Consider the following 26,793-nt stretch of genomic DNA (forward strand, 5'->3'; position numbering starts at 1 on the left):
CCGTGGATGGGTGTCCAGTTCGTGGTCACGCGGCGAGCGTCGCACCGACGGCGTCCCGGTTGAAGGGTTCACCCCGGAATTCGCACTGAAGTGTCCGGAATGCGGACGTACGGGGTGGGCGGGCACTATGTGCGCGTGCGCGCCAAGGACCTGATCGCCGCCCATGGACACGGGCACGGCGGACCCGTCGAGCCCTCGTCCCGACCCGTGCGCAAGTTGTTGCTGGTCCTGTTGCTGCCGTTCGTGCTCGCGACCGTCGTCGGCGCGCTGCTGCTGTACCCGTTCGGGCACGAGCAGCGGACGGGCGCGGAGGCCGGGCTGGCGCAGGTGCCGGTGCGCGGCGACGTGACCGCCGTGGCGCAGGGCGGGTGCGGCCCGGACCCCGCCGAGCCGGGCGCGACGGGCTGCGTGCTGGTGACCGTGCGGATGACCGACGGCGCCGCGACCGGCCGCGAGATCCGGGTACCGGTACCCGACCAGCCGGGCACGCCGAAGTTCGCCGTCGGCGACGCCGTGGTGCTCTCGTACGGCGGCGGCGACCCGAACGACAGCACCTCCTACCAGCTGGCCGACTTCCAGCGCGGTGTGCCGCTGCTGCTCCTCGCCGTGCTGTTCGCCGCCGCCGTGCTCCTGCTCGGCCGCTGGCAGGGCCTGGCCGCGCTGGGAGCGCTCGCGCTGAGCTTCGTGGTCCTCGTCCTGTTCGTCCTGCCCGCGATCCTCGCCGGCGAAAGCCCACTGGCCGTGGCCGTGGTGGGCGCCGGTCTGATCATGTTCGTCGTCCTGTACCTGACCCACGGCCTGTCCGCCCGCACGTCGACCGCGGTCCTGGGCACCTTGGTGAGCCTGGCCCTGATCGGCGTGCTCGGCGCCCTGTTCTCGGCGTTCGGCAAGCTGACCGGCCTGGACCAGGACACCGCCAACCTGGTGTCGCTGCTCGGGCACGGCATCGACACCCGCGGCCTGCTCCTGGCGGGCACGATCATCGGTGCCCTCGGCGTGCTGGACGACGTGACCGTCACCCAGACCAGCGCCGTCTGGGAACTGCGCCGGGCCAACCCGTCGCTGAACTTCCGCGACCTCTACGCCGCGGGCTCCCGGATCGGCCGCGACCACCTGTCCTCCGTGGTGAACACCCTGGTCATGGCCTACGCGGGCGCCGCACTGCCACTGCTGCTGGCCTTCTCGCTGTCCGGTCGGGACGTGGGCGAGATCCTCACCGCCCAGGAAGTGGCCCAGGAGGTCGTCCGCACTCTGGTGGGCAGCATCGGCCTCGTCGCCGCCGTCCCCATCACCACCGCCCTGGCCGCCTTCGTCGCCGGCCGCGAACCCGCACCGGCCACGCCCGAGGCGACCGCCGAACCCGCCGGAAGCGACGAGCCGACCCGGGCCCGCACCACCCCGCCGACCCGCAATCGCATCACCGGCGACCTGCGCACCGGCTACGACCCGGCCAAGGGGCCGTGGCGCCGCCCGTCGCCTACCGGGCCAGCAGGACCAGCAGCAACGCGATCGCGGCGGGGACGGACTGCACGACCAGGATCCGACGACTGACCGTCGCCGCGCCGTACAGGCCCGCCACGATCACGCAGACCAGGAAGAACACCGCGAACGCGAACCCCGTCGACCCCCTGACCACCAACGCGAGGATCAACCCGGCGGCCAGGAAGCCGTTGTAGAGGCCCTGGTTGGCGGCCAGCACCTTCGACTCGGCGGCGAACTCCGGCGTCGTGCCGAAGGTCGCCCGGCCGCGCGGCGTGGTCCAGAGGACCATCTCCAGCACGACGATGTAGAGGTGGATGGCCGCGACCAGCGCGGTCAGAACATCTGCGGCGATCTGCACGGATGGGTAACGTACTCGCATGCTGCGGACCGTGTTGGGCCTCACCGCCCGGGTCGCCACCGGGCTGGTGTCGGGCGTGCTCGCGCTGCCGCGGATCGCCGACGCGCTGGAGAAGCTGACCCCGCTGGCGCAGGCGTTGCCGCAGGTGGCGGAACTGCGGGGCACGCTGGAACGGCTGGAGCAGCTCGCCACGTTCCTGGCCAACGAGATGCCCGAGGCGTTGCACCAGCTGGAGGCGGTGCAGCAGCAGCTGGCCGAGCTGGAGCCCAGGATCGCCACGCTCACCGGGAACACCGGCCAACTCGACGAGTCGATCCGCGTGCTGGCCGCCGCCCTCGGCCCGTTGCAGGGCACCACGGAGCGGCTGGGCAGACTGGTGGACCGCCTACCGGACCGCAAGCGCCGCACGCAGGCGCTACCGGGATAATCGTCGGGTGGGACGGATCCGGAAAGCCGACGAGACCATCAGCCGGGAGGTCGACTCGGGCATCGCGGAACTGATCCCCGACCCCGACGTGCCGAGGGCGTGGATGCTGCGCCTGAACGGAACCCCGCAGTCCCACGTCGACCTGGACGACCCCACGCACCTGGAGTTCGAGTACCTGCGCAGGCTCGGCCACGTCGCCGACCTGGTCGCACCGGGCAGCGACCCGATCCGCGCCCTGCACCTCGGTGGCGGCGCGCTCACGCTGCCCCGCTACATCGCCACCACGCGCCCCCGCTCCAGCCAGCAGGTCGTGGAGATCGACGCGGCCCTGATCGACCTGGTCCGGGCCATCCTCCCCCTGGACCGCACCTGGCGCCTGCGGATCCGCAACGGCGACGCCCGTGCCGTGCTCGCCAAGGCCCCGGAGGCCACGTTCGACCTCGTCGTGACCGACGTCTTCGCCGGCTCCCGCACCCCCGCGCACCTGACGTCGGTGGAGTTCGTCGCCCTGGCCTCCCGCACCCTGCGCGCCGGCGGCGTCTACACCGCCAACATCGGCGACGGCGGGAAGCTCGCCTTCGCCAAGGCGCAAACCGCCACCGTCCGCGCCGTCTTCCCCCACGTCTGCGTGCTGGCCGAACCAGCCGTCTTCCGCGGCAGGCGGTTCGGGAACTTCGTGCTGGTCGCCTCCCACACCGAACTACCGATCGCCGCCCTGACCAGGCTGACCGCCGGTGACGCGTTCCCCGGCCGTGTCGAACACGACGACTCGCTGATCCGCTTCATCGGCGGCACCCCACCCACCACTGACACCACCGCCACCCAGTCCCCCGCACCCCCGAAGGGCACCTGGGGCCTCCCCGACGACTGACCCCGCCTCCGCCCTCTCGCGGACGGGTCAGGACTGGTCGAGGGTGGAGACGAAGCGGGAGATGGCTTCGGGGTTCAGCTTCTGGGCCAAGCGACCCGTGGGGGCCATGGAACCCAGCTGGTACAGCGGCCGATCGGCGGCGGCCAGGCCACGCGCCTCCGCCCGCAACTGGGCCACCAGCAGCTCGGAGAACACCAGTCCCGGGGCGTCACCGCGACCGGCCAGCACGTCGGCCAGCTTCCGCAGCGGCAGCACGCCCTGCTCGCGGCCGCCCGTGCCGGCGTAGATGGCCAGGGCGAGGTTGATCGCCTTACCCCCACCGCGCACGAACAGCCCCACCGTCCGCGCCCCACGCACATCCGTCACCAGCAGGTCCAGCTGCTCGGCCGTGTGGAGGTCGACCGAACGCGTTCCGAACGCCCGCACGGACAGGACGTGACCTTCCAGCCACACCCGCCGCCGCGCCTCCGACCACGCCAACATCAACAGCGGCACCGCGAACACCGCCGCCGTGACCAACCCGGCCGTCCGCCCCGCGAGCAGCCCCAGCAGCCCGCCGAACGCCGCGGCGACGATCAACGCGCCGATGGCGACCGTCCGCGCGCGCTTGCGCACCGCCTTCGGGTCAAGCAGGTCAAGGGCAATCCGCTCGCTCACCGGCCCAACGCCTCCAGCACCGAGATCACCACGTCCGCCAGCGGCACCTCGCGCTGGTCGCCCGACGACAACTCCTTCAGCTGCACGACCCCGGCCTCGATGTCGCGCTCGCCCAGCACCAGCGCGAACCGCGCACCGGACCGGTCGGCCCCCTTCATCGCACCCTTGAGGCCCTTACCACCATAGGACAGGTCGAACCGCACACCGGCGGCCCGCAGCGGCGCGGACAACGCGACCAGCCGCGCCTTGGCCGCCTCGCCCAGCGGCACGCCGTACACGTCGCACCGCGTCACGTCACCCGGCGTCACGCCCTCGACCTGGCACGCCAGCAGCGCCCGGTCCACCCCGAGCCCGAAGCCGACCCCGGACAGCGGCTGCCCGCCCAGTTGCTCCATCAACCCGTCGTACCGCCCGCCGCCGCCGATGCCGGACTGCGCGCCCAGCCCGTCGTGCACGAACTCGAACGTCGTCTTGGTGTAGTAGTCCAGCCCGCGCACCATCCGCGGGTTCTCCACGAACTTCACGTTCAGCTCGTTCAGGTAGCCCTTGACCTGCTCGTAGTGGGCCAACGACTCGGCCGACAGGTTGTCCACCATCAGCGGCGCGTCGGCGACCAGCTCGCGCACCTCGGGCCGCTTGTCGTCCAGCACCCGCAGCGGGTTCAGCTCCGCCCGCCGCCGGGTCTCCTCGTCCAGCGGCAGCCCCGACAGGAACGCCTGCAGCTTCTCCCGGTACCGCGGGCGGCACGTGGCGTCGCCCAGCGATGTCAGCTCCAGCCGGAACCCGGTCAGCCCCAGCGCCCGGAACCCGGCGTCGGCCACCGCGATGACCTCGGCGTCCAGTGCCGGGTCGTCCACGCCGATCGCCTCGACACCGACCTGGTGGAACTGCCGGTACCGCCCCGCCTGCGGCTGCTCGGCGCGGAAGAACTGCCCCGCGTACGCGAGCTTCACCGGCAGCTGGCCGCGGTCGAGGCCGTGCTCGATCACGGCCCGCATCACGCCCGCCGTGCCCTCGGGCCGCAGCGTGATGGACCGCCCGCCGCGGTCGGTGAACGTGTACATCTCCTTGCTGACCACGTCGGTCGACTCGCCGACACCGCGCGCGAACAACGCGGTGTCCTCGAAGACGGGCAGCTCGATGTAGCCGTAGCCGGCGCGGCGCGCGGACTCCACGAGCGTGTCGCGGACCGCCAGGAACTGCGCGGAGCTCGGCGGGAAGTAGTCGGGCACGCCCTTGGGCGCGGCGAACGTGGTCACGGTTCTACAGTCCTCGGTGCGGTGCGGGTGCCGGCGCGTCGTCGGGTGAGCCCAGGTCCAGCAGGAACGGGTTGCTCACGCGTTCGCGGCCGATGGTCGTCGTGGGGCCGTGGCCGGGCAGCACCACCGTGTCGTCGGCCAGCGTCAGCACCTTCGTGCGCAGTGACGTCAGCATCTCGCGGTGGTCGCCGCCCGGGAGGTCGGTGCGCCCGATGGAGCCGGCGAAGAGGGTGTCGCCGGACAGCACGAGCCGTCCGCCCTCCTCGGTGCCGGCGCGGAACATCACCGACCCGCCGGTATGGCCCGGGGTGTGGTCGACGGTCAGCCGGAGACCGGCCAGGTCCAGCTCGCCGCCGTCGGCCAGTTCGCGCACCTCGCGCGGTTCCCTCATCTCCAGGTTGCCGCCGAAGAAGGCCCGTGACTGGGCGCTGACGCCCTTGAGCGGGTCCGACAGCAGTTCCCGGTCACGCGGGTGGACCCACGCCGGGATGTCGTTGCCGTCGCAGACCGGGGCCACCGAGAACGCGTGGTCGAAGTGCCCGTGCGTGAGCAGCACGGCGACCGGGGACAGCCGGTGCTCGCGCAGGGCCTCGGCGATCGGCTCGGCCGCGTCCTGGCCGGGGTCGACCACCACGCACGGCCCGCCCGCGCCCGTGGCCAGGAGGAAGCAGTTGGCCTGCAGGGCTCCGGTGGGGAACCCGATCACCAGCACGGGATCACCTCTCGACGGCAACGGATCGGCAACGGATCCCTGTGGACCCCGTCCAGCAGCCTATCCGGCATACACCAGTCACATGCGTGCCCCCTAGACTGCTCTCCGATCGTCGCCGTCGACGCAGAGATCAGGGAGGTTGCAGGTGCCGACCAACGTGCAGCGCCGCGAGCAGGCCAAGCGGAAGCTGGAACGCCAGCTCGTCCGCAGGGCGGAGCGCGCGAAGCGGCGCCGGGTGATCGCCGTGGTCGCGACGGCGGTCGCCGTCGTCGTGGTCGCGGGCGGTGTGTACTTCCTCGCCACGACCGACTTCAGCAGCTCCGGCGACGACGCCGCCGCGGCCAGCTCGACCGCACCGGCGCCCGGCTCCGACGGCGCCCAGTCGATCGCCACCGAGCTGCACCCGGCGGTGAAGCGGACCACGCCCCTCCCGGCCCAGGTGACCTGCGAGTACCCGGCCGACGCGCAGCCCGCGAGCAAGGAGGTCAAGGCTCCCGCGGGAGGCCAGACGTCCGCGGAGGGCACGGTCGGCGCGACGCTGGCCACCTCGGTCGGCGACATCAAGCTGACCCTCGACCGCGCGCTGGCGCCGTGCGCGGTGAACAGCTTCGTCAACCTGGCCGAGCAGGGCTACTACAACGACACCACGTGCCACCGCCTGACCACGTCCGGCATCCAGGTGCTGCAGTGCGGTGACCCGAGCGGCACCGGCAGCGGCGGCCCCGGGTACAGCTTCAAGGACGAGGTGTGGCCGGAGCTGACCTACGGCCGCGGCCAGCTCGCCATGGCGAACTCCGGCCCGGACACGAACGGCAGCCAGTTCTTCATCGTCTACGGCCAGACCCAGCTCGAGCCGAAGTACACCGTGTTCGGCTCGGTGGACGCGGAGAGCCTGAAGCTCGTGGACGAGGTCGCCAAGGCGGGCACCGACCAGGGCCAGGGCGACGGCAAGCCGAACAAGGCCGTCGACATCAAGACCGCGACCGTCGTCAAGTAGTACCGCTTCGACCTTCGAAGGGCCGCCCGACCGGGCGGCCCTTCGCTGTGCGGTCCCCGGAGAACGCGCAGGGCCCGCCACCCGGGAGAGGAGTGCGGGCCCTTGCGTCTTCCCCGGCGGCCTGACCAGGCCGACCTGCGCCGATGCTCCCACCGCCCGATGACGTTTCGCTGACGCCACCGGGTTCACCCAGGCCTATTGAAATTCGATAGGTACCGAGCGATACTCGATGCATGAGGTACTTGGTCGCCGTCGTCGTGATCGCACTCGGCATCGCCGCCGTCGTCTTCGGGGAGGCCGACGACTCACCGGGCCTCCAGGGCATCGGCGCCCTGCTCGTCCTGGGCACGCTCGCCTACACCGCGCGCGCCACGATCGCCGCCCGGCGACGCCGCTAGCCGACTACGACGCCGACGTCACGCGGTACACGTCGTAGACGCCCTCGACGCTCCGCACGGCCTTCAGCACGTGGCCGAGGTGTTTCGGGTCGCCCATCTCGAACGAGAACCGCGACACCGCCACCCGGTCCCGCGACGTCGTCACCGACGCCGACAGGATGTTGACCTTCTCGTCGGCCAGCACCTTGGTCACGTCCGACAGCAGCCGGTGCCGGTCCAGCGCCTCCACCTGGATCGCCACCAGGAACACCGACGAGGACGACGGCGCCCACTCGACGTCCAGCAGCCGCTCCGGCGTCCTCAGCAGCTCGTCCGCGTTCGTGCAGTCCGTCCGGTGCACGGACACCCCGCCACCCCGCGTCACGAAGCCCAGGATGTCGTCACCCGGCACGGGCGTGCAGCACCGCGCCAGCTTCACCCACACGTCGGCCGCGTCCTTGACGATGACCCCGGCGTCCCCGGTGACCCGCCGCCGCGCCACGGTGGACGGCGTCGAGCGCTCGGCCAGCTCGTCCTCGGCGTGCTCCACGCCACCGAGCTGCGCCACCAACCGCTGCACGACGTGCCGCGCGGACGTGTGCCCCTCCCCCACAGCCGCGTACAGCGCCGACACGTCGGGGTAGTGCAGCTCCTTCGACAGCGCGCCCATCGAGTCGGCCGACACCAGCCGCTGCAGGGGCAGCCCGACGCGGCGGACCTCCTTGGCGATGGCATCCTTGCCGACCTCGATGGCCTCTTCCTTGCGCTCCTTCGCGAACCACTGCTTGATCTTCGCCTTGGCGCGCGGCGAGGCCGCGAACGACAGCCAGTCGCGCGACGGTCCCGCACCCTCGGCCTTCGAGGTGAAGATCTCGATGACCTCACCGTTCTCGAGCTTGCGCTCCAGAGCGACGAGCCGCCCGTTCACGCGCGCCCCGATGCACCGGTGACCCACCTCGGTGTGCACGGCGTAGGCGAAGTCCACCGGCGTCGACCCGGTCGGCAACGTCACCACGTCGCCCTTCGGCGTGAAGACGAAGATCTCCCGGGCGGCCAGGTCGAACCGCAGCGACTCCAGGAACTCGCCCGGGTCGGCGGCCTCCCGCTGCCAGTCCAGCAGCTGCCGCATCCAGGCCATCTCGTCGACCTCGACGCCCTTGCCGCTGTGCGTGCCGCGCGTCTCCTTGTACCGCCAGTGCGCCGCGATGCCGTACTCGGCCGTCCGGTGCATGTCGTAGGTGCGGATCTGCACTTCCAGCGGCTTGCCGTCCGGCCCGATGACCGTGGTGTGCAACGACTGGTAGACGCCGAACCGCGGCTGCGCGATGTAGTCCTTGAACCGGCCGGGCATGGGCTGCCACAGCGCGTGCACCACACCCATCGCCGCGTAGCAGTCGCGGACCTCGTCCACCTGGATGCGCACGCCGACCAGGTCGTGGATGTCGTCGAAGTCCCGGCCGCGCACGATCATCTTCTGGTGGATCGAGTAGTAGTGCTTCGGCCTGCCCTCGACCTTGGCCGTGATCCGGGCGCCCTCCAGCTGCTGCGACAGCTCCGTGATCACGCCACCCAGGTAGGTGTCCCGGGACGGCGCGCGGTTGGCCACCAGGCGCACGATCTCGTCGTACTTCTTCGGCTGCAGGATCGCGAAGGCCAGGTCCTCCAGCTCCCACTTCACCGTCGCCATGCCGAGGCGGTGCGCCAGCGGCGCCAGCACCTCCAGCGTCTCGCGCGCCTTGCGGGCCTGCTTCTCCGGCGGCAGGAACCGCATGGTGCGCATGTTGTGCAGCCGGTCGGCGAGCTTGATGACCAGCACCCGCGGGTCCTTGGCCATGGCGATGACCATCTTGCGGATGGTCTCCGCCTCGGCCGCCGCGCCGAGCTTGACCTTGTCCAGCTTGGTGACGCCGTCGACCAGCAGCGCGACCTCGTTGCCGAAGTCGACCCGCAGCTGGTCCAGCGAGTAGTCGGTGTCCTCGACCGTGTCGTGCAGGAGGGCGGCGACCAGGGTGGTCGTGTCCATGCCCAGCTCGGCCAGGATCGTCGCCACGGCCAGCGGGTGGGTGATGTAGGGGTCGCCGGACTTGCGCCGCTGGGGGCGGTGCTTCTCCTCCGCGACGTCGTAGGCGTGCTGCAGCAGCGCCAGGTCGGCCTTGGGGTGCAGGTCGCGGTGGACGGCGGCCAGCGGTTCGAGCACCTGCTTGACCGGCGCGGCGCGCTGGGCGGTGATCCGACGTGCCAGCCGCGCGCGCACGCGCCTCGTCGCCGACGGCGGCCGTGCGGGCACGGGCTGCGACGTCTGGGCGGGTTCGGTGTCCTGGCTCAACCACGCTCCTCGGGTCTAGGAACCGAGGATAACTCCGCAGCGGCGACGACTTCGGCGGTGAGCCGATGAGCGGTGCGGTTCACACGACGAGCAGCAGCGGCCGTTCAGCCCGACCAGTCGGCATTCACCAGCGTGAACGTCCCCGCGACCCCGCTACCGAAGCCCTCCGGGGACGTCACGAATCTCTCTCGGAAAATCCCGACCCCGGTGTGCTCAGACCGTCAGCAGGGCGTTGACCTCGCGGCCGGCCAGCCGCTCACGCCCGCCCAGCCCCGGGATCTCCAGCACCACCGACACCCCCGTCACCACGCCACCGGCCCGCTCGACCAGCTCGCACGCCGCCGCGGCCGTGCCACCGGTCGCCAGCACGTCGTCGACCACGACCACGTGCTGCCCCGGCACGACGGCCTCGGCCGGCAGCTCCAGCGTGGCCGTCCCGTACTCCAGGTCGTACGACACGCGGTGGGCGACGGCGGGCAGCTTGCCCGGCTTGCGCAGCGGCACGACGCCGTAGTGCCAGCCGTAGCCGAGAGCGGCACCCAGCAGGAAGCCGCGCGACTCGATCGCGGCCACGACCTGGGTGTCCGGGTGGATCTTGTCCTGCAGGGCGTCGACCACGGCGCGCAGCGCGTCCGGGTCGGCGAGGACCGGCGTGAGGTCCCGGAACACGACCCCCGGCAGGGGGAAGTCCGGGACCTCACGCAGCAGCCCTAGGGCGCGGTCCAGCTTCAACGGTGCTTCTTGCCCGTCGGGCGCCGCCGCGCGTCGCCTGCCTTGCCCGTCCGCGCCGGCACGCTCGCCGCCGCCGACAGGGCCTTCTCCTTGCGCAACTCGGCCTGCAGCGACTCGTCGTCGGTCGACTCCACGATGTCGCCACCGCCGGGGACCTCGCCGCCGGCCGCCTTGCGGGCCAGGTTGTCCCGACGCGCCCGCACCCGCGCGGCCTGCGCCTTGTAGCGGGCGTCGCGCATCTTCAGGTCCACCGCGACCGGGGTCGCGATGTAGATCGAGGACAGCGCGCCGATCGCGATACCGGTGAGCTGCACCAGCGCCAGGTCCTTCAGCGTGCCGACGCCGAGCAGGCCGACGCCGATGGCGAGCAGGCCGAGCACCGGCAGCAGCGCGATCAACGAGGTGTTGATCGAGCGCATCAGGGTCTGGTTCACGGCCAGGTTCGCGGCCTCGCCGTAGGTGCGGCGGGTGAGGCCGAGCAGGCCGCGGGTGTTCTCCCGGACCTTGTCGAACACGACCACCGTGTCGTACAGCGAGAAGCCGAGGATGGTGAGCAGGCCGATCACCGTCGCGGGCGAGACCTCGAAGCCGACCAGCGAGTAGACACCCGCCGTGATCAGCACGTCGTGGAACACCGCGACGAGCGCGGCGATCGCCATCGACAGCTCGAAGTACAGCGCCAGGAAGATCATCACCGCGACGAAGAACACGAGGAGCGCGATCAGCGCCTGGCTGGTGATCTCACCGCCCCACGAGGCTGAGACGGCGCTGTCGCTGATGGCACTCGCGCCGCCGGTGGGCTGGAGGTCCTCGGTCAGCGTGGTCTTGAGCTTGAGGACCTCGTCGGCGTTCAGCGCCTCCGACCGGATCTGGATGGTCGCCGAATCGCCGGTGCCCACGGTCTGCGTGGCCGCGGGCTCCTTGCCGAGTGCCTTCTCGAACGACTCCTTGGCCGCCTCGACGCTGATCACGCCGGACGCGCTCTGCGCGGGCATCTGGATGCGCGTGCCGCCGGTGAAGTCGATGCCCAGGTTGAAGCCCCGGAACACGATCGACCCGATGCAGACCAGCAGGATCAGGCCGAAGATCACGTACCAGCGCTTGCGCTTGCCGACGATGTCGAACGCGCCGTTGCCGACGTAGAGCCGCTGGAAAACGTTGCCCTTCTTCTTCTCGGCCACGTCAGACCTCCTTCACAGCGGTGCTCTTCGCACCCGACAGCGCGCGGTCGTCGACCGCGGCTTGGACGGCGCCGCCCAGACCCACCAGCTTCGGGTTGGACAGGCGCTTCGACTTGGAGATCATGCTGACCAGCGGGTGCGTCACCAGGAAGACCACGACCAGGTCGAGCACGGTCGACATGCCGAGGGTGAACGCGAAGCCCTTCACCTGGCCGACGGCGAGCACGTACAGGATGGCCGAGGCGAGGAAGCTGACCGCGTCCGCGGACAGGATCGTGCGGCGCGAGCGGACCCAGGCGCGCGGCACCGCCGACCGGAACGTCCGGCCCTCGCGCATCTCGTCCTTGAGCCGTTCGAAGAACACCACGAACGAGTCCGCGGTGATACCGATCGACACGATGAAACCGGCGATGCCCGCGAGGTCGAGGGTGAACCCGATCCAGCGGCCGAGCAGCACCAGCACCCCGTAGACGATCACACCGGAGAGGGCCAGCGACAGGATCGTCAGCACGCCCAGCAGGCGGTAGTAGAACAGGCAGTACACGAACACCAGCGCCAGACCGATGCCGCCGGCGATCAGGCCCGCCTTCAGCGACGCCAGGCCGAGCGTCGCGGACACCGTCTCGGCCTCGGAGGCCTCGAACGACAGCGGCAGCGAGCCGTACTTGAGCACGTTGGCGAGGTGGGTCGCCTCGGTCTGCGTGAACGTGCCGCTGATCTGCGTCGAACCGCCGAGGATGGGCTCGTTGATGTTCGGCGCGGACACGACCTGGGTGTCCAGCACGACGGCGACCTGCTGCTGCACGTTCGCCGAGGTGAACTTGCCCCACTTCTCGCCACCCTCGCCCTTGAAGGTGAGGTCGACCACGAAGCCCGCGCCCTGCGGGTCGGTGCCGGACACCGCGTTGTCGATGTCCTCACCGGTCAGCCGCGAGTACAGGCTGAAGTCGTCTTCCTTCACGCTGCCGTCGGCCGGCGGGGTGACCGGGGCCAGCACGTACTTCTCGGTGAGGTCCTGGTTGCAGGTCAGCAGCGGCAGCGCCGGGTCGTCGTTGCCGATCAGCGGGTCCTTGGTCGGACAGGTGAACGCGCCGAGCGCCTGGGACACGGTCTGCGCGTCCAGGGTCGTCAGCTGCGGGTCCTGCCGGCAGGTGCGGGACTCCTCGATGGCCTTGGTCGGGTCCTCCGAGTAGACGCCCTGGAACACCGCGCGGCAGTCGACCTGCGACTGCTGGCCCTCGCCCTCGGCGGGCGGCGCGGACGGGTCCGCGGGCGGCGTCGTGGTCTCGGCGGGCGGCGTGGTCGTCTCCGGCTGCCCCTCGAAAGCCGGTGCCGGGCGGCCCTGGGCGGTCGTGGTCGGCGCGACGGAGGCCGCGGTCTCGGTCGGCGCGGCCGAGCCCGTGGTCGTCGGCGCGGCGGAGCCCGACGTGGACGGCGGGGTGCTGCTCTCGGTCGGCGCCGGCGCGTTCGGCACCGGGGAGCCGATGACCTTGCGGAAGTTCAGCTTCGCCGTCTGACCGAGGCGCTTGGCGCCCTCGCTGTCGTCACCGGGGACGGTGATGACGAGGTTGGTGCCGTCGCGGACCACCTCGGGACCGGCCACGCCCAGGCCGTTGACCCGCGTCTCGATGAGCGCGCGAGCCTGGTTGAGCGACTCTTCGGACGGCGTTTTCCCATCAGGAGCCCGGGCGGTCAACGTGACACGGGTGCCACCCTGCAGGTCGATGCCGAGCTTGGGGGTCGCCTTGCCGTTCCCGGTGAAGAACACCAGGGAGTACAGCGCGACCACGATGAGGACAAATGCGCCCAGGTACTTCGCGGGGCGGATTTGCCCGGCCGGAGGTGCCACGGTCCGTCCGTCTCCTGATAGTTGACAAGGTCAGCGAAGCGGGAGCGTACCCCTGATGGTGTGAGCTGCGCGTCACTGCCTGGAGTCGGCACGTTGACAGTTGCCGGCTCCAGGCCGAGGGGTCCGCTGGTTACTTCTGGTTACTTCTTGCTCTCCTGCTGTGCGCGGTCGACGTCGGCGGTCTCGTCCGCGACGTCGTCTTCCACGTCGTCCACGACCGCGTCGGTCTCGGTGTCCACCGCGACCTTCTCGCGGATGGCCTGGCGCAGCCAAGTGGTGACCACACCGTCCGCGACCTCGAGGTCGATCGTGTTGTCTTCGTCGTTCACGCCGGCCACCGTCGCGAACAGCCCGGAGGTGGTCATGACCCGGTCACCCGGCTCCAGCGAGTTGAGCAGCGCCTGCTGTTCGGCGACCGCCCGCTTCTGCTTCCGGGCGCTGAGGAACAGCGGCACCGCGAGCAGCACGAGCAGCAGCGGGAAGAGCAAGGATTCCATGATTCTCCGATCAACCGGACGAGTCTCGGGCTGCCTGATCAGCGCCCGGTACGTCCGAATTTCTGGGGTGCCGACGCCGATTGTGCCAGGTGAGTTATCCCGATCACTCGGTGGCGTCGTCGAACAGGGATCGGGTGGCCTCGCCGGGTGCCTGCGGCGGCGGCCGCAGGCCGAGGTGCGACCAGGCGGCGGCGGTGGCGACCCGACCACGGGGAGTGCGCGCCAGCATGCCCGCGCGCACCAGGTAGGGCTCGCAGACCTCCTCGACCGTGGTGGGCTCCTCACCCACCGCGACGGCCAGCGTGGAGACGCCGACGGGTCCACCGCCGAACGACCGGACCAACGCGCCCAGGACCGCCCGGTCCAGCCGGTCCAGACCCAGTTCGTCCACGTCGTAGACCTTCAGGGCGTCCCGGGCGACCTCCAGGGTCACCGCGCCGTCCGCGCGCACCTCCGCGTAGTCCCGGACCCGGCGGAGCAGGCGGTTGGCGATGCGGGGCGTGCCGCGGGACCGGCCCGCGATCTCCCGGCCGCCGTCCTCGCGCAGGTCGACGCCGAGGATCTTGGCGGACCGGCGGACGATCAGCTCCAGCTCGTCGGGGCTGTAGAACTCCATGTGCCCGGTGAAGCCGAACCGGTCCCGCAGCGGGCCGGTCAGCGCGCCGGACCGGGTGGTGGCGCCGACCAGCGTGAACGGGGCGATGTCGAGCGGGATGCTGGTCGCGCCGGGCCCCTTGCCGACGACCACGTCGACCCGGAAGTCCTCCATCGCCAGGTACAGCATCTCCTCGGCGGGGCGGGCCATCCGGTGGATCTCGTCGATGAACAGCACGTCGCCCTCGACCAGGTTCGACAGCATCGCGGCCAGGTCGCCCGCGCGTTCCAGGGCGGGACCGGAGGTGATGCGCAGCGAGGCGCCCAGCTCGGCGGCGATGATCATGGCGAGGCTGGTCTTGCCGAGGCCGGGCGGCCCGGACAGCAGGACGTGGTCGGGTGGCGCGCCGCGGCGCAGCGCACCGCGCAGGACCAGTTCGAGCTGTTCGCGGACCTTGGGCTGGCCGACGAACTCGTGCAGGTCCTTCGGCCGCAGGGTCGACTCGACGTCCCGCTCGGTCGGGTCGGGCAGCGGGTTGAGGGTGTCGTCGGCGTAGTCGTCTTCGTGGTTCATCGCTTGCGGCCCAGGGTGGCCAGGGAGCGGCGGAGGACCTCGGAGGTGCCCAGCGTGCCGTCGGCGGCCAGCACGGCGTCCACGGCCTGCTCGGCCTGCTTGGCCGGGAAGCCGAGCCCGAGCAGCGCCTCGGTGACCTGCGCGCGGACCTGGCCGGTGTGGTCGCCGGTGGCGGTCGGCGCGGGCGCGAGTTGGCCGACCTTGTCGCGCAGTTCGATGATCAGCCGTTCGGCGCCCTTGCGGCCGATGCCCGGCACCTGGGTGAGGACGGTGATGTTGCCCTCGGCGAGGGCGGCGCGCAGCTTGTCCGGCTCCAGCACGGCCAACGTGGCCAGCGCCAGCCGCGGCCCGATGCCGGAGACGGTCTGCAGGAGGCCGAACAGCTCGCGGGCCTCGGTGTCGGCGAACCCGAACAGCGTCAGCGAGTCCTCGCGCACCACCAGGGCGGTGGCCAACAACGTCTCCTCGCCGCGGCGCAGCGTGGCCAGCGTGGCGGGGGTGGCCTGCACGGCGTAGCCGACGCCGCCGACCTCGACGACGACGTGGTCGAGCCCGATGGACAGCACCTGCCCGCGCAGTGACGAGATCACTGGCTCCTACCTCCGGTCTTCGTCGGCTTGGCCGCCGCCTTCGCGCCGGCCTGCGCCAGTCTCGCGCGGTGCGTCCGGGCGATGTCGGCGGCCCTCGCCTGAGCCTCCTCCAGCCTCGACCGCATCGGCGCGCGCCACAGGTGGCAGATGGCCAGCGCCAGCGCGTCGGCGGCGTCGGCGGGCTTCGGCGCGGTCTTGAGGCCGAGCAGCTTGGTGACCATGGCGGTGACCTGGGCCTTGTCCGCGCGACCGGAGCCGGTCACGGCCGCTTTGACCTCGCTGGGCGTGTGGAAGACGACCGGCAGGCCGCGGCGGGCCGCGGACAGCGCGACCACACCGCCCGCCTGCGCCGTGCCCATCGCGGTGCGGACGTTGTGCTGGCTGAACACCCGCTCGATCGCCACGACCTGCGGCTGGTAGCGGTCCAGCCACTGCTCCACGGCGTCGGAGAGCTGGAGCAGCCGCAACGCCAGGTCGACGTCCGCCGGGGTGCGCACCACGTCCACCGCGACCGGCCGCACGGTGCGGCCCGCGCCGCCGTCGACCACCCCGAACCCGCACCGGGTCAAGCCGGGGTCGACTCCGAACACGCGCACGCTGGTCCCCTCAACCGCCGACGAACACCCGTTCGAACCTTAGCCGGTGATCACGGTGAGGACCCTTCATGACACGCGCACGGTGACGAACAGGCACCCCCAGATCGACACAGCGTCACGAGGTCACTACAGTGGCTCGGTCGACTGATCGACTCCAGTGGCGGCGTGAGCGAGGTGCCATGACCGTGAGGCGGTTCGGCGTCATCTGCGGCGCCGTCTGCGCTCTCGTGATCGGCATCGTCAGCCTCGTCGTCTCCGGGGTGTTCGACCGGCCGACGTCGGTCGCGATCGACAAGTTCACCCAGCTGCTCGCCGCGAGCGCCGCGATGATGTCGTACTGGCGGGCCGCGCGGGGACGGCACGGCGTCGCGCGGCACTGGCGGCTGTGGATGGCGGCGGCGATGGCGAGCCTGGTCGTCGGGCTGGCCGTGTGGATCTGGGGCCAGGTGTTCCTCGGGGTGGCGCTGCCCTCCTCCACGCTGGCGCCGATCGGTTTCATGCTCGTGCCCGCGCTCACGCTGTGCGCGATCCTGGTGCTGGCGCACGGCGGTCCGGGCAACCTGCCCGGTCACCGCAGCCGGCTGGTGGTCGCGCTGGACGGGCTGATCGTGGTCGGCTCGCTGTTCGTGCTCACGTGGGTGTCGCTGCTGGAGTCGATCGTGCGCGCGTGGGCCACCTCCGGCCCCGGATTCGCGACCGTGGTGGCGCACCCGGCGGCGTACCTGGTGATGCTGGTCGTGCTGCTGGTGTCGTCGTGGACGCACCGCTCGGTGCGGCAGCTGCCGGTGCTGTTCATCGCGTTGGCGGGCCTGGCGCAGTCGTCGTCGGGCTGGGCGTTCGCGTACCTGGTGAGCAAGGGCGCCACCACCATCCCGACGGCCGCCGACATCGGGTTCATGGTGTGCCCGGCGATGTTCTTCCTCAGCTCGATCGCGCCGAGCAGCGCCGCGCGGGAACGGGTCGGCTCGACCCGGCTGCGCGCGGGCGAGCTGCTGCACCTGCTGGTGCCGTACCTGCCGATGCTGGTCACGGGCCTGTTCATCGTGGTCGGCACGGCGACCGGCGTGCGGCTCAACCCGCTGGAGATCTACGTCGGGCTCGGCGTGGTGCTGCTGGTGATCGCGCGGCAGCTGCTGACGCTGATCGACAACGTGAAGCTGCTGGAGCAGCTGCGCGACAGCCGGGAGAAGCTGCGGCACCAGGCTTACCACGACCCGTTGACCGGGGTGCCGAACCGGGCGCTGTTCCGGGAACGGCTGGACGCGGCGCTGGCCGGCACGTCGCCGGTGGTGGTGCTGTTCATCGACGTGGACGGGTTCAAGGACGTCAACGACAACTACGGCCACGCCGAGGGCGACGCGGTGCTGCGGATCGTGGCGTCACGGCTGCAGGCGTGCGTGCGGCCGCAGGACGTGGTGGCGCGGCTGGGCGGTGACGAGTTCGGCGTGCTGGTCGACGGCTACCCGCAGCCGCCGGAGGAGATCGGGAAGCGGGTGCTGGGCGCCCTGGACGAACCGCACCGGACCGCGAACGGCTCGCACGTGATCCGCGCGTCGATCGGGATCTCGCACCGCGACGCGTTCGACCCGACGCTGACCGCCGACGACCTGATCGGCACGGCGGACGCGGCGATGTACACGGCCAAGCGGCTGGGCAAGGGCATGGTCGTGGTGCACGGCACGGTGGAAGCGGAACTCACGTGAACGGGGTCGGGTGGTGAAGGCCGAAGAGGTCATCGCGGAATTAGGGCTGGTCGAGCTGCCGGTGGAGGGCGGGTGGTTCGGGCAGTCGTGGCGTTCGCCCGAGGTGTCCGCGATCTACTACCTGCTGCGCGAGGGCGAGTTCTCCGGTGTGCACAGGCTCGACCACGTGGAGATCTACGCGCACCACGCCGGCGCGCCGTTGCGGATGCTGCTGCTGCACCCGGACGGCTCGGTGACGCAGCCCGTGCTGGGCCCCGATCTCACCGCCGGACAGCGACCGCAGGTCGTCGTCCCCGCCGGGGTGTGGCAGGCCAGTGAGCCGGACGGCGAGTGGTCCCTGGTCGGCACGGTGGTGGTGCCGCCCTACACCGACGACATCGTCACCTTCGGTGAGGCCGACACCCTCGCCCCGCGCTACCCCTCGCACGCCGACCTGGTCCGCCGGCTCTGCCGTCGTTGACCGGTCAGCCCATGGTCTTCTGGCCGTCGATGGTCTCGCGCAGGATGTCCGCGTGGCCCGCGTGCTGGGACGTCTCGGCGATCAGGTGCAGCAGCACGCGGCGGACGGTCCAGGAGGCGCCAGGCTCGAACCAGGGGGCGACCGGCAGCGGGTGGGCGGTGTTCAGGTCGAGGTCGGCGAGCAGCCGCTCGGTCTTGGCGGCGGTCTCCTCGTAGTCGGCGAGGAGTCCTTCGAGGGTCTCGTGCTCCAGCATCCGAGAACCGTCGACCCAGTCCTCCGCCACGTTCTCGACCGGCTCCGGGCCGCTGACCGCGAAGCGCATCCAGCCCTCTTCCGCGTTGCGGACGTGCTTGATGAGGCCGCCCAGGCAGAGCGCGCTCGCGGTGGGCGTCAGCCGCGCCTGCTCGTCGGTGAGCCCTCGCACGGTGTAGCGGAGGAAGCCGCGGTGCTTGGCCAGGGTCGAGAGCAGGTCGGTGAGCTCGGTCGAGGCGGTGGTGGTGGCGGTCATCGGGGGTCCTGCCTTTCGTTTCGGTGGTGACACCACGCTAGAAGCCAATGCGGACAGATTCGGTCCTCGATTCCGATCCACGGTGAAATCCGTGCCGCCGACCTACGCTCGGCGGCGTGGACCTCCCCGTGATGCCACCCGTGCGGCCGATGCTGGCCAAGGCCGTGCACTCGGTGCCGCGCGAGCCAGGGCTCGTCTACGAGCCGAAGTGGGACGGGTTCCGGTGCGTCGTGTTCCGCGACGGCGCCGAACTGGAGCTCGGTTCCCGCAACGACCGGCCGTTGACCAGGTACTTCCCCGAGGTGGTCGAGGTGCTGCGGTCCGGGCTGCCGCCGCGCTGCGTGGTGGACGGCGAGATCGTCATCGTCACGCCCGAGGGGTTGAGCTTCGACCTGCTGCAACTGCGGCTGCACCCGGCCGCGTCGAGGGTGCGCAAGCTCGCCGTGGACACCCCGGCCGGGTTCGTCGCGTTCGACCTGCTCGCGCTCGACGACCGGGACCTGACCTCGACGCCGTTCGGCGAACGCCGCCGGCTGCTGGAACAGGTGCTGTCCGACGTGCCTGGCCTGTACCTGACGCCCGCGACGGACGACCCGGACCAGGCCGAGGACTGGTTCACCCGGTTCGAGGGCGCCGGGTTCGACGGTGTGGTGGCCAAGCGCACGGACCTGCCGTACGAGCAGGACAAGCGGGTGATGTGGAAGGTCAAGCACGAGCGCACGGCGGACTGCGTGGTCGCCGGGTACCGGCCGCACAAGGACGGCGAGGGCGTGGGGTCGCTGCTGCTGGGGCTGTTCGACGACGCGGGCGCGCTGCACCACGTGGGCGTGGCGAGCAGCTTCACCGCCGCACGTCGCCGTGAACTGCTGGCGGAGCTGGCGCCGTTCCGGGAGGACGCGCTGGTGGACCACCCGTGGGCGGAGTGGGCCGCGATCGACGCGGCCACGCCGGGCGCGCAGAGCCGGTGGGCGCCGACCAAGACGCTGACCTGGGAGCCGGTCCGGCCGGAACTGGTCGCCGAGGTGCGCTACGAGCACCTGCAGTCACGGCGGTTCCGGCACACGAGCAGGCTGGTCCGGTTCCGGCCGGACCGCTCGCCCGAGTCGTGCACGTACGCCCAGCTCGAAGAGGTCGCGCCGGCGGAGCTGATGGACATCTTCGGGCTGCCCGAGCGCGGCTGAGCACGTGGTCTCGGGCTGAGCCAGGGCATCACGCGGCGGCCGGCAGCGCGCGGGCGTCGTGGGCGTCGGCGGCGAGCAGCGCCCGGCCGTCGTCGGTCAGCCGGGCCGGTCCCGGTCGCGCCGCGATCAGGCCCGCCCGGGCCAGCCGGGGGCCGACGAACTGGTCGCAGCAGCGGAGGCCGTCGACCAGCAACGTGCCCGCGGCGTACTCGCACCGGCCCGCCGCGACGGCGCGCAGCACCGCCCGGTCCCTCGGGGTGATGGCGGTGATGGCGGTGGTGTCCATGACGGTCTCCCTCCGTGCGTCGGGTGTCTCTACCCGTACGACGAAGCGGACCTCCCCGGAATCGACACGCACCCGCGGGGAATCCGGGTGTACCGATTCCGAGCGTCAGTCGGCCGCCTTGGCGGCCTGCCGGCACGCGTCCACGAGCTGCGGCCACCGGCCCGCCCGGTCCCGGTTGATCGACAGCGGCGACGGGTGGGGCGCGTTGAACACCTTCAGCTTGTGGCCGCGGCCGGACAGCGTCCAGCCGGTGCCCGCCGGCCTGCCCAGCACCACGACCGCCTTGAGCGCGGTCAGCATCCGCAGCAGCTCCACCAGGTACGGCACGGCCGCGCGCAAGTCAGCGGGCGTCGGCTCGCGGCTGGACAGGTACCAGGGCACCACGTTCCAGCTCAGGCTCACCCGCCGCGACAGGTCCGCCTCCGCCATCGCGGCGAACACGTTGGCGGCGGTCGGGTCGTCGTTGTCCGGGGAGTTGAGGCCCGAGCCCGCCGAGGCGGGCCCGGGCGACTCCAGCAGCAGCAAGACCTTCGAGTTCACGCCGCCGCTCGCCGGGTCGAACATCGGCACGTCGACCTTGCGCTCGGTGGCGATGCGCTCGGCGAACTCCGTCAGCTTCGCCACGTGGGGAGCTTTGAGCAGGGCCTTCTTCCGTGCGACGACCACGGGGTTGCGGTGTGCCCTCGGGGTGGAGGGGAAGACGTCCATGGTTGGCTAGCGTTCCCGCCTTGATCAGGCACTACCATCCGCCGTCCGGGCGGCACCGCGGGGCCGCGGCACTAACTCACGTGGCTGCGGGGCTTGTCCTCCAGGACGCCGTCGACGTAAGTGTCGACCTTCTCGTTGTAGAACGCGACCAGGCCCGCGACCTGCCTGCTCTCCGGCAGCGGCGTGCGGTAGCCCCAGACGACGTTCTCGTGGGTCTCGTCGCCGATCACCACCGACCAGTACTCGGCGGTGCCCTTGTAAGGGCAGCTCGTGCGCAGGTCCGTCGGCCGCAGGAGGTCCTGCCGGACGTCGGTCAGCGGCAGGTAGTAGCGGGCGGGCAGGCCGGTCTCGAACAGGATCACCGGGCGGTGCGAGTTCGCCACCTCGACGCCGCCGACCTCCACCCGGATGTGCCTGCTGCTCTGCAGCGCGTCGATCCTCGTGTACGGGTCGCGCGGGTGCACGTAGACCGGCTCGTCCTCCTCGAACCACTCGTCCATCGCGTCCCAGTCCAGCCGGACCAGGTCGTGCAACGCCGGAAGCGGCGAGTCGGGGTACCGCAGCCCCGCGCCCGCCGCCGTGGCCGCGCCGGTCTTCACGTCGAACACCTGCCCGTTGCCCCGGCTGGGCGACCGCTTCACCTCACCGGTGGGCACCAAAGTCGCCCGCACGTCCTCCGCCGGGAAGTAGTACGTGGGGTAGTACGGCTTCTCCCACACCAACGCCGGCCGCGTGGTGTCCACGACCAGCTCACCCGCCAAGTAGGCCCGAACCCGCTTGGTCCCGGTCTCCACCCGCACCCGTCCGCGTTCCGCAGCACTCATGATGTCGAAACTACGCCCGAGCGGGGCCCGCGGGCAGCCGCCGCCCTTCTCCGCTGTTGCCCAGTAGTCCTTGGGGTTGAGCCCTTCCCGGCGAACTGGCACGCTCGATCCACGTGATCGACGCCCACGCGAAGACGTACCTGCACGACGACCTGCGCTGGGTGCGCGAGTCGCTGCTCTCGAAGCTGGACGGGTTACCCGAGTACGACCTCCGCCGCCCGTTGACCACCACCGGCACCAACCTGCTCGGCCTGGTCAAGCACCTGACCCTCTCGGAGTCCCGCTACTTCGGCGAGGTCTTCGACCGGCCGTTCCCCGAACCCCTGCCCCGGTGGGACGACCTGTCCGCGCGCGGCACCGACATGTGGGCGACCGAGCACGAGACCCGTGCCGAGGTCCTCGACCGGTACCGACGCGTCCGGGAGCACGCCGACGCGACGATCGAGGCGCTCGCGCTCGACGCACCCGGCCACGTGCCGTGGTGGCCGCGGCCCGCCGTGACGCTGTTCAACGTCCTGGTGCACGTGCTCACCGAGACCAACCGGCACGCCGGTCACGCCGACATCCTCCGTGAGGGGCTGGACGGGCCCGAAGCCGCGCAGCAGGGCAGGGACGCCGCCTTCTGGGCGCAGCGGCGCGCGACGATCGAGCGCGCCGCCAAGGCCGCGACGACCTGATCTAAGGCGACACCGCCCCGAGCCGGGACGTCTGCTCGGCACGGGCCGTCGCGATGGACGCGGCCAGGTCGCGGGTCTCCTGGTCCGCGCCGCTGTCCTGCTCACCGCGCGCCAGCAACGCGCCCTGCGCCAGGTGCTCGCGCAGCTTCGCGGGCAGGCCGGACGGGTCCAGGCGCAGGCCCGCCAGGTCCGCCTCCGACACCAGGCCCGGCATCTGGTGGCCCGCGTGCACGTTCTCGTCCGACAGCCCGGCACGGTCGCGCAACCGCTTGAGCCTCACCAACTCCTGTTCGTGTGACGCCTTCAGCTCCGCCGCGAACGGCGCCAGTTCGGGCGGCGCGAGGGCCAGGGCGGGCAGCAGCTGTTCGTTCATCGGGATCATCAGCTGGATCCACGCCGTGTCCGTGCCGTTGAACGGTGACGGTGGCGCGGACGACGTCGGCGGAGTGGACGGCGGGGACGAGCAGGCCGCCAGCACCAGCAGAACGGCCAGGACCGGGAAACGGAGTTTTCGGGACATCGTTGTCCTCCTGCCGACAGGCGGCTGGGAGAGCGCTCTCCCGACCGAGGGTGCCGGTTGGGCCGCCCGGGTGTCAACACCGGGCTCATTGACAGATCCGTAGTCGGTTCGCAACACTTCGAGCCGGGTTGAGAGAGCGCTCTCCCGCACCTTGACCCGACGATCCGGCAGGAGACGCCATGTACCGCCTCCGATCCGCCAGCACGGTGTTCGCGCTGCTCTTGGGACTCGCAGTGGTCCCGGGCACGGCGAACGCCGCGCCCGTGCTGCTCTCCCAGGGCAAACCGGCCACGGCGTCCTCGACCGAAGGACCCGGCATGCCCGCGTCCGCCGCCGTGGACGGCAACGCGGGCACCCGCTGGGCCAGCGCGTGGAGCGACCCGCAGTGGCTGCGGGTCGACCTCGGCGCCACCTCGACCCTCAGCCGCGTCGAGCTCGACTGGGAAGCCGCCTACGCCACCTCGTTCCAGCTCCAGGTCTCCGCCGACGGCAACGCCTGGACCACCGTCCACACCACGACCGCGGGCACGGGCGGCAGGCAGGGCTTCGACGTCACCGGCTCGGGCCGGTACGTCCGCGTGTACGGCACCCAGCGCGCCAACGGCTACGGCTACTCGCTGTGGGAGTTCCGCGTCTACGGCACCCGGGGCACCACTCCCCCGCCCGGCACGGGCGTGCACGTCACCGGCTCGCAGGGCAACTGGCAGCTCATGGTGGACGGTCAGCCGTGGACGGTGAAGGGCCTGACGTGGGGGCCGCCGGCCGCCGACGCGGCCCGGTACATGCCGGAGCTGAAGTCCATGGGCGTCAACACCTTGCGCACCTGGGGCACCGACGGCACCACCAAGCCCCTGCTGGACGCGGCGGCGGCCAACGGCATCAAGGTGATGACCGGCTTCTGGCTGCAGCCCGGCGGCGGACCCGGTTCCGGCGGCTGCGTCAACTACGTCACCGACACCACCTACAAGAACGACATGCTGAACACGATCCGCCAGTGGGTGACCGCCTACAAGGACCACCCCGGTGTGCTCATGTGGAACGTCGGCAACGAGTCCATCCTCGGCCTGCAGAACTGCTACTCCGGCACGGAGCTGGAGAACCAGCGCGTCGCGTACGCCAAGTACGTCAACGAGGCCGCCCGCGCCATCCACGCCATCGACACCAACCACCCCGTCACGAACACCGACGCGTGGACCGGCGCCTGGGTCTACCTCAAGGCGCACGCCCCCGACCTCGACGTCTACTCGGTGAACTCCTACGGCAACGTGTGCCAGGTCCGGCAGGACTGGATCAACGGCGGCTACACCAAGCCGTACCTGCTCACCGAAGCCGGTCCGGCCGGTGAGTGGGAGGTGCCGAACGACGTCAACGGCGTGCCGAGCGAGCCGACCGACGTGCAGAAGCGGGACGGTTACACGCGGGCGTGGGAGTGCATCACCGGGCACACCGGCGTGTCGTTCGGCGGCACGTTGTTCCACTACGGCACGGAGTACGACTTCGGCGCGGTGTGGTTCAACCTGACCCCGGCGGGCAAGAAGCGGCTGTCGTTCTACTCGGTGCAACGGGCGTTCGGCGGCGCGACGCCGGCCAACACCCCGCCGGTGATCACCGCCATGAACCTGCCCACCACTGTCGCGGCGGGCGCGCGGCTGGACGTCGACGTGGCCGTGAGCGACCCGAACGGCGACCCGATCACCTGGTCGGCGGCGTTCAACAGCAAGTACATCGACAACAGCGGCGGTCTGGCGGGCGCGCCCGTGCGGGTCGACGGCAACCGGCTGTCCGTCACCGCACCCGACCGGCTCGGCGTGTGGAAGGTGTACGTGATGGCCGAGGACGGCCGGGGCAACATCGGCATCGAGACCAAGTCGGTGCGGGTGGTCGCGCCGCAGCCCGCGGGCACCAACGTGGCGTCGCACAAGCCCGTCACCGCGTCGTCCTACCAGCAGGTGGGTGACGGCGCGCCGTTCCCGCCGTCGAACGCCGTGGACGGCGACGCGGGCTCCCGCTGGGCCACCGACTGGTCCGACCCGCAGTGGCTGCGGGTGGACCTGGGCGCGGTGACCGCGTTCCAGCACGTGCAGCTGGTGTGGGAGGGCGCGTACGGCCGGGCGTACGAGGTCCAGGTGTCCGACGACGGCACGACCTGGCGCCCGGTGTACGGCACCACGACCGGCAACGGTGGCGTGGACTCGATCGACGTCACGGCCACCGGCCGGTACGTGCGGCTGCACGCCACGCAACGCGGCACCGGCTGGGGTTACTCGCTCTACGAGTTCGGCGTCTACCGGCGCTGACGCCGAACACCGAAGGGCCGGGGGGACGACCTCTCCCCGGCTCTTCGGCCGTCGCGCCACCGAGCGCGGCCACTGCGGTGACGACGCGCGGTCGAGGGGCGTGCCGCGGACCGGCCGCGGCACGCCCCTGGTTCGTTCCGTCAGCTGCCGCGAACGCGCTGGATCGTGTCGCGGTACCACAGCGCGCTGCTCTTCGGCGTGCGGACCTGCGTGTCGTAGTCCACGTGCACCAGGCCGAACCGCTTGTCGTAGCCGTAGGACCACTCGAAGTTGTCCATCAGGGACCACGCGAAGTACCCGCGCACGTCCGCGCCCGCCGTGCGGGCCTTGGCCACGGCCGCGATGTGCGACTCCAGGTACGCGGTGCGGTCGTCGTCCTGCACGAACCCGCTCTCGTCGGCCTTGTCGTCGAACGCGGCGCCGTTCTCCGTGATGACCATCGGCACGCCCGGGTACTCCTCGCCGATCTGCACGAGCAGGTTGGTGAAGCCCTCGGGCACGATCTCCCAGTCCATCGCGGTCACCGGGCGGCCGTAGCGGACCTCCCGGCACACCGGCACGCCGTCGGCGTCCTCGGTGTTGCCCGCCTCGTCCACGCCGGAGAACTTCGAGCTGGAGTAGTAGTTCACGCCCAGCACGTCGATCGGCTGCTTGATGATCTCCAGGTCGCCCGGCTCCTCGGGGATCTTCACCCCGCGCGCGGCCAGGTCGTCCACCACGTCGGCCGGGTAGTGGCCGCGCACCAGCGGGTCGAGGTAGATCCGCCGGGACAGGCCGTCCGCGCGGCGGGCCGCGTCGTGGTCGGCCTCGCTGTCGGTGGCGGGGCGGGCGTGGCTCATGTTCAGCGTGATGCCGAACTCCATCGGCTCGGTGGCCGCCTCGCGCATCCGCTGCGTCGCCAGGCCGTGGCCGAGCAGCAGGTGGTGCACGGCGTGGATGGCCGCCTCGAAGTCCTGCCTGCCGGGCGCCTGGCGGCCCTCGTAGTAGCCGAGCATCGCCGAGCACCACGGTTCGTTGAGCGTGGTCCAGTGGCGCACCCGGTCCGACAGCGCGTCGAACACCAGCATCGAGTAGTCGGCGAACCGGTAGGCGGTGTCGCGCGCCGGCCAGCCGCCCGCGTCCTCCAGCTCCTGCGGCAGGTCCCAGTGGTAGAGCGTGACCCACGGGGTGATGCCCTTGCCCAGCAGCTCGTCCACCAGCCGGTCGTAGAACGCCAGGCCGGGTGCGTTCACCGGGCCCCGGCCGCCGGGCTGCACGCGCGGCCAGGCGACGGAGAACCGGTAGGTGTCCACGCCGAGGGAGCCGATCAGCGCGACGTCCTCGGGCATGCGGTGGTAGTGGTCGCACGCGACGTCGCCGTTGTCGTCGTTGTGCACCATGCCGGGCGTCCGGCAGTAGGTGTCCCAGATGGACGGTCCGCGACCGTCCTCGTCGTACGCCCCCTCGATCTGGTACGCGGAGGTCGCCACGCCCCAGCGGAACGAGGCGGGCAGGGTGTCGATCGCGGGGTCGAGCCCGACGGTCGGCGCCGTGGTGTCCATGGATCTCCC

The 26,793-nt window shown here is 71.4% G+C and carries 28 protein-coding genes; 10 read left to right on the forward strand and 18 right to left on the reverse strand.

Features of this window, described 5'->3' with window-relative positions:
• Window positions 1–99 precede the first annotated feature (99 nt).
• Window positions 100–1,551 carry a YibE/F family protein gene (locus A6A25_RS27720; protein ID WP_143193458.1) on the forward strand — a complete coding sequence of 484 codons (1,452 nt, stop codon included), beginning with the start codon at window positions 100–102 and terminating at the stop codon, window positions 1,549–1,551.
• Here the strand turns inward: A6A25_RS27720 and A6A25_RS27725 are convergent.
• Window positions 1,478–1,840: a DUF1304 domain-containing protein gene (locus A6A25_RS27725; protein WP_073895087.1), complete on the reverse strand. Its 363-nt coding sequence runs from the start codon at window positions 1,838–1,840 to the stop codon at window positions 1,478–1,480. The two genes, A6A25_RS27720 and A6A25_RS27725, sit on opposite strands and share 74 nt — an antisense overlap.
• Window positions 1,841–1,859: 19 nt before the next feature.
• Here A6A25_RS27725 and A6A25_RS27730 point away from each other — a divergent pair, with 19 nt between their 5' ends.
• Window positions 1,860–2,267 carry a hypothetical protein gene (locus A6A25_RS27730; protein WP_073895089.1) on the forward strand — a complete coding sequence of 136 codons (408 nt, stop codon included), beginning with the start codon at window positions 1,860–1,862 and terminating at the stop codon, window positions 2,265–2,267.
• A 7-nt stretch (window positions 2,268–2,274) separates the two neighbouring features.
• Window positions 2,275–3,138 carry a spermidine synthase gene (locus tag A6A25_RS27735; RefSeq protein WP_073895091.1) on the forward strand — a complete coding sequence of 288 codons (864 nt, stop codon included), beginning with the start codon at window positions 2,275–2,277 and terminating at the stop codon, window positions 3,136–3,138.
• A 27-nt stretch (window positions 3,139–3,165) separates the two neighbouring features.
• Here A6A25_RS27735 and A6A25_RS27740 read toward each other — a convergent pair whose 3' ends face one another.
• The 3 genes from A6A25_RS27740 to A6A25_RS27750 are packed head-to-tail and all read right to left on the reverse strand — an operon-like array spanning window position 3,166 to window position 5,766.
• Window positions 3,166–3,795 (reverse strand): hypothetical protein, encoded by a 630-nt coding sequence (locus tag A6A25_RS27740; RefSeq protein WP_073895093.1) that lies wholly within the window; start codon window positions 3,793–3,795, stop codon window positions 3,166–3,168.
• Window positions 3,792–5,054 carry a histidine--tRNA ligase gene (gene hisS / locus A6A25_RS27745; protein ID WP_073895096.1) on the reverse strand — a complete coding sequence of 421 codons (1,263 nt, stop codon included), beginning with the start codon at window positions 5,052–5,054 and terminating at the stop codon, window positions 3,792–3,794. The genes A6A25_RS27740 and hisS overlap by 4 nt, the downstream gene beginning before the upstream one ends.
• A gap of 4 nt (window positions 5,055–5,058) precedes the next feature.
• Window positions 5,059–5,766, reverse strand: coding sequence for an MBL fold metallo-hydrolase (locus A6A25_RS27750; RefSeq protein ID WP_073895098.1), 708 nt, complete (start codon window positions 5,764–5,766; stop codon window positions 5,059–5,061).
• A gap of 145 nt (window positions 5,767–5,911) precedes the next feature.
• On the opposite strand from A6A25_RS27750, the gene A6A25_RS27755 reads away from it, so the two are divergent.
• Window positions 5,912–6,763 carry a peptidylprolyl isomerase gene (locus tag A6A25_RS27755; RefSeq protein ID WP_073895100.1) on the forward strand — a complete coding sequence of 284 codons (852 nt, stop codon included), beginning with the start codon at window positions 5,912–5,914 and terminating at the stop codon, window positions 6,761–6,763.
• A gap of 233 nt (window positions 6,764–6,996) precedes the next feature.
• Window positions 6,997–7,161, forward strand: coding sequence for a hypothetical protein (locus tag A6A25_RS44900; protein WP_198932887.1), 165 nt, complete (start codon window positions 6,997–6,999; stop codon window positions 7,159–7,161).
• 4 nt (window positions 7,162–7,165) lie between these two features.
• On the opposite strand, the gene A6A25_RS27760 is transcribed toward A6A25_RS44900, so the two are convergent.
• From A6A25_RS27760 to ruvC, 8 genes are all read right to left on the reverse strand, one after another.
• On the reverse strand, window positions 7,166–9,466 hold the full coding sequence (locus A6A25_RS27760; RefSeq protein WP_073895102.1) for a RelA/SpoT family protein: 2,301 nt from the start codon (window positions 9,464–9,466) through the stop codon (window positions 7,166–7,168).
• A gap of 213 nt (window positions 9,467–9,679) precedes the next feature.
• Complete coding sequence (locus A6A25_RS27765) at window positions 9,680–10,198, reverse strand: adenine phosphoribosyltransferase (protein WP_073895104.1); 519 nt, start codon at window positions 10,196–10,198, stop codon at window positions 9,680–9,682.
• Window positions 10,195–11,379, reverse strand: coding sequence for a protein translocase subunit SecF (secF, locus tag A6A25_RS27770; RefSeq protein ID WP_073895106.1), 1,185 nt, complete (start codon window positions 11,377–11,379; stop codon window positions 10,195–10,197). Before secF ends, A6A25_RS27765 begins: the two co-directional genes overlap by 4 nt.
• Before the next feature lies 1 nt (window position 11,380).
• On the reverse strand, window positions 11,381–13,228 hold the full coding sequence (gene secD, locus A6A25_RS27775) for a protein translocase subunit SecD (protein WP_073895108.1): 1,848 nt from the start codon (window positions 13,226–13,228) through the stop codon (window positions 11,381–11,383).
• Between the two features lie 140 nt (window positions 13,229–13,368).
• Window positions 13,369–13,725 carry a preprotein translocase subunit YajC gene (gene yajC, locus A6A25_RS27780; protein WP_073895109.1) on the reverse strand — a complete coding sequence of 119 codons (357 nt, stop codon included), beginning with the start codon at window positions 13,723–13,725 and terminating at the stop codon, window positions 13,369–13,371.
• Between the two features lie 103 nt (window positions 13,726–13,828).
• Window positions 13,829–14,893 (reverse strand): Holliday junction branch migration DNA helicase RuvB, encoded by a 1,065-nt coding sequence (gene ruvB, locus A6A25_RS27785; RefSeq protein WP_073895112.1) that lies wholly within the window; start codon window positions 14,891–14,893, stop codon window positions 13,829–13,831.
• Window positions 14,890–15,483 (reverse strand): Holliday junction branch migration protein RuvA, encoded by a 594-nt coding sequence (ruvA, locus tag A6A25_RS27790; protein WP_073895114.1) that lies wholly within the window; start codon window positions 15,481–15,483, stop codon window positions 14,890–14,892. Before ruvA ends, ruvB begins: the two co-directional genes overlap by 4 nt.
• Window positions 15,480–16,079: a crossover junction endodeoxyribonuclease RuvC gene (gene ruvC, locus A6A25_RS27795; RefSeq protein WP_073895116.1), complete on the reverse strand. Its 600-nt coding sequence runs from the start codon at window positions 16,077–16,079 to the stop codon at window positions 15,480–15,482. The genes ruvA and ruvC overlap by 4 nt, the downstream gene beginning before the upstream one ends.
• A 179-nt stretch (window positions 16,080–16,258) precedes the next feature.
• On the opposite strand from ruvC, the gene A6A25_RS27800 reads away from it, so the two are divergent.
• Both A6A25_RS27800 and A6A25_RS27805 read left to right on the forward strand, forming a co-directional pair.
• Window positions 16,259–17,782, forward strand: coding sequence for a GGDEF domain-containing protein (locus tag A6A25_RS27800; RefSeq protein ID WP_073895118.1), 1,524 nt, complete (start codon window positions 16,259–16,261; stop codon window positions 17,780–17,782).
• A 10-nt stretch (window positions 17,783–17,792) separates the two neighbouring features.
• Window positions 17,793–18,242 carry a cupin domain-containing protein gene (locus tag A6A25_RS27805; protein WP_073895120.1) on the forward strand — a complete coding sequence of 150 codons (450 nt, stop codon included), beginning with the start codon at window positions 17,793–17,795 and terminating at the stop codon, window positions 18,240–18,242.
• 4 nt (window positions 18,243–18,246) lie between these two features.
• Here A6A25_RS27805 and A6A25_RS27810 read toward each other — a convergent pair whose 3' ends face one another.
• Window positions 18,247–18,750 carry a DinB family protein gene (locus A6A25_RS27810; RefSeq protein ID WP_073895122.1) on the reverse strand — a complete coding sequence of 168 codons (504 nt, stop codon included), beginning with the start codon at window positions 18,748–18,750 and terminating at the stop codon, window positions 18,247–18,249.
• A 116-nt stretch (window positions 18,751–18,866) separates the two neighbouring features.
• On the opposite strand from A6A25_RS27810, the gene A6A25_RS27815 reads away from it, so the two are divergent.
• Window positions 18,867–19,931 (forward strand): ATP-dependent DNA ligase, encoded by a 1,065-nt coding sequence (locus tag A6A25_RS27815; protein WP_198932888.1) that lies wholly within the window; start codon window positions 18,867–18,869, stop codon window positions 19,929–19,931.
• Between the two features lie 28 nt (window positions 19,932–19,959).
• Here A6A25_RS27815 and A6A25_RS27820 read toward each other — a convergent pair whose 3' ends face one another.
• From A6A25_RS27820 to A6A25_RS27830, 3 genes are all read right to left on the reverse strand, one after another.
• A complete protein-coding gene (locus tag A6A25_RS27820) occupies window positions 19,960–20,217 on the reverse strand; it encodes a hypothetical protein (protein ID WP_073895124.1) in 258 nt (85 codons plus the stop codon).
• A 105-nt stretch (window positions 20,218–20,322) separates the two neighbouring features.
• On the reverse strand, window positions 20,323–20,925 hold the full coding sequence (locus A6A25_RS27825) for a uracil-DNA glycosylase (RefSeq protein ID WP_073895126.1): 603 nt from the start codon (window positions 20,923–20,925) through the stop codon (window positions 20,323–20,325).
• Between the two features lie 71 nt (window positions 20,926–20,996).
• Complete coding sequence (locus A6A25_RS27830) at window positions 20,997–21,749, reverse strand: DUF427 domain-containing protein (RefSeq protein ID WP_073895128.1); 753 nt, start codon at window positions 21,747–21,749, stop codon at window positions 20,997–20,999.
• A gap of 113 nt (window positions 21,750–21,862) precedes the next feature.
• Here A6A25_RS27830 and A6A25_RS27835 point away from each other — a divergent pair, with 113 nt between their 5' ends.
• Entirely contained in the window at window positions 21,863–22,426 is a 564-nt protein-coding gene (locus tag A6A25_RS27835; RefSeq protein WP_073895130.1) for a DinB family protein, read from the forward strand.
• A gap of 1 nt (window position 22,427) precedes the next feature.
• On the opposite strand, the gene A6A25_RS27840 is transcribed toward A6A25_RS27835, so the two are convergent.
• The gene (locus tag A6A25_RS27840; RefSeq protein WP_073895132.1) at window positions 22,428–22,946 is read right to left on the reverse strand and encodes a hypothetical protein; all 519 of its coding nucleotides are present in this window, start codon (window positions 22,944–22,946) and stop codon (window positions 22,428–22,430) included.
• A gap of 179 nt (window positions 22,947–23,125) precedes the next feature.
• Between A6A25_RS27840 and A6A25_RS27845 the strand changes: the two genes are divergently transcribed.
• Window positions 23,126–25,243, forward strand: coding sequence for a discoidin domain-containing protein (locus tag A6A25_RS27845; RefSeq protein ID WP_073895134.1), 2,118 nt, complete (start codon window positions 23,126–23,128; stop codon window positions 25,241–25,243).
• 140 nt (window positions 25,244–25,383) lie between these two features.
• Here the strand turns inward: A6A25_RS27845 and A6A25_RS27850 are convergent, their stop codons facing one another.
• On the reverse strand, window positions 25,384–26,784 hold the full coding sequence (locus tag A6A25_RS27850; RefSeq protein ID WP_073895136.1) for a GH1 family beta-glucosidase: 1,401 nt from the start codon (window positions 26,782–26,784) through the stop codon (window positions 25,384–25,386).
• Window positions 26,785–26,793 lie beyond the last annotated feature (9 nt).

Source organism: Saccharothrix sp. CB00851 (assembly GCF_001905065.1).
Lineage (GTDB): Bacteria > Actinomycetota > Actinomycetes > Mycobacteriales > Pseudonocardiaceae > Actinosynnema.

Excerpts from the sequence above, each read along its gene's own strand:
- A6A25_RS27720 (WP_143193458.1), top strand. The coding sequence starts at position 100 with ATGCGGACGTACGGGGTGGGCGGGCACTATGTGCGCGTGCGCGCCAAG.
- A6A25_RS27730 (WP_073895089.1), top strand. The coding sequence starts at position 1,860 with ATGCTGCGGACCGTGTTGGGCCTCACCGCCCGGGTCGCCACCGGGCTG.
- A6A25_RS44900 (WP_198932887.1), top strand. The coding sequence starts at position 6,997 with ATGAGGTACTTGGTCGCCGTCGTCGTGATCGCACTCGGCATCGCCGCC.
- yajC (WP_073895109.1), bottom strand. The coding sequence starts at position 13,725 with ATGGAATCCTTGCTCTTCCCGCTGCTGCTCGTGCTGCTCGCGGTGCCG.
- ruvB (WP_073895112.1), bottom strand. The coding sequence starts at position 14,893 with ATGAACCACGAAGACGACTACGCCGACGACACCCTCAACCCGCTGCCC.
- A6A25_RS27800 (WP_073895118.1), top strand. The coding sequence starts at position 16,259 with ATGACCGTGAGGCGGTTCGGCGTCATCTGCGGCGCCGTCTGCGCTCTC.
- A6A25_RS27810 (WP_073895122.1), bottom strand. The coding sequence starts at position 18,750 with ATGACCGCCACCACCACCGCCTCGACCGAGCTCACCGACCTGCTCTCG.
- A6A25_RS27820 (WP_073895124.1), bottom strand. The coding sequence starts at position 20,217 with ATGGACACCACCGCCATCACCGCCATCACCCCGAGGGACCGGGCGGTG.
- A6A25_RS27825 (WP_073895126.1), bottom strand. The coding sequence starts at position 20,925 with ATGGACGTCTTCCCCTCCACCCCGAGGGCACACCGCAACCCCGTGGTC.
- A6A25_RS27830 (WP_073895128.1), bottom strand. The coding sequence starts at position 21,749 with ATGAGTGCTGCGGAACGCGGACGGGTGCGGGTGGAGACCGGGACCAAG.
- A6A25_RS27840 (WP_073895132.1), bottom strand. The coding sequence starts at position 22,946 with ATGTCCCGAAAACTCCGTTTCCCGGTCCTGGCCGTTCTGCTGGTGCTG.
- A6A25_RS27845 (WP_073895134.1), top strand. The coding sequence starts at position 23,126 with ATGTACCGCCTCCGATCCGCCAGCACGGTGTTCGCGCTGCTCTTGGGA.
- A6A25_RS27850 (WP_073895136.1), bottom strand. The coding sequence starts at position 26,784 with ATGGACACCACGGCGCCGACCGTCGGGCTCGACCCCGCGATCGACACC.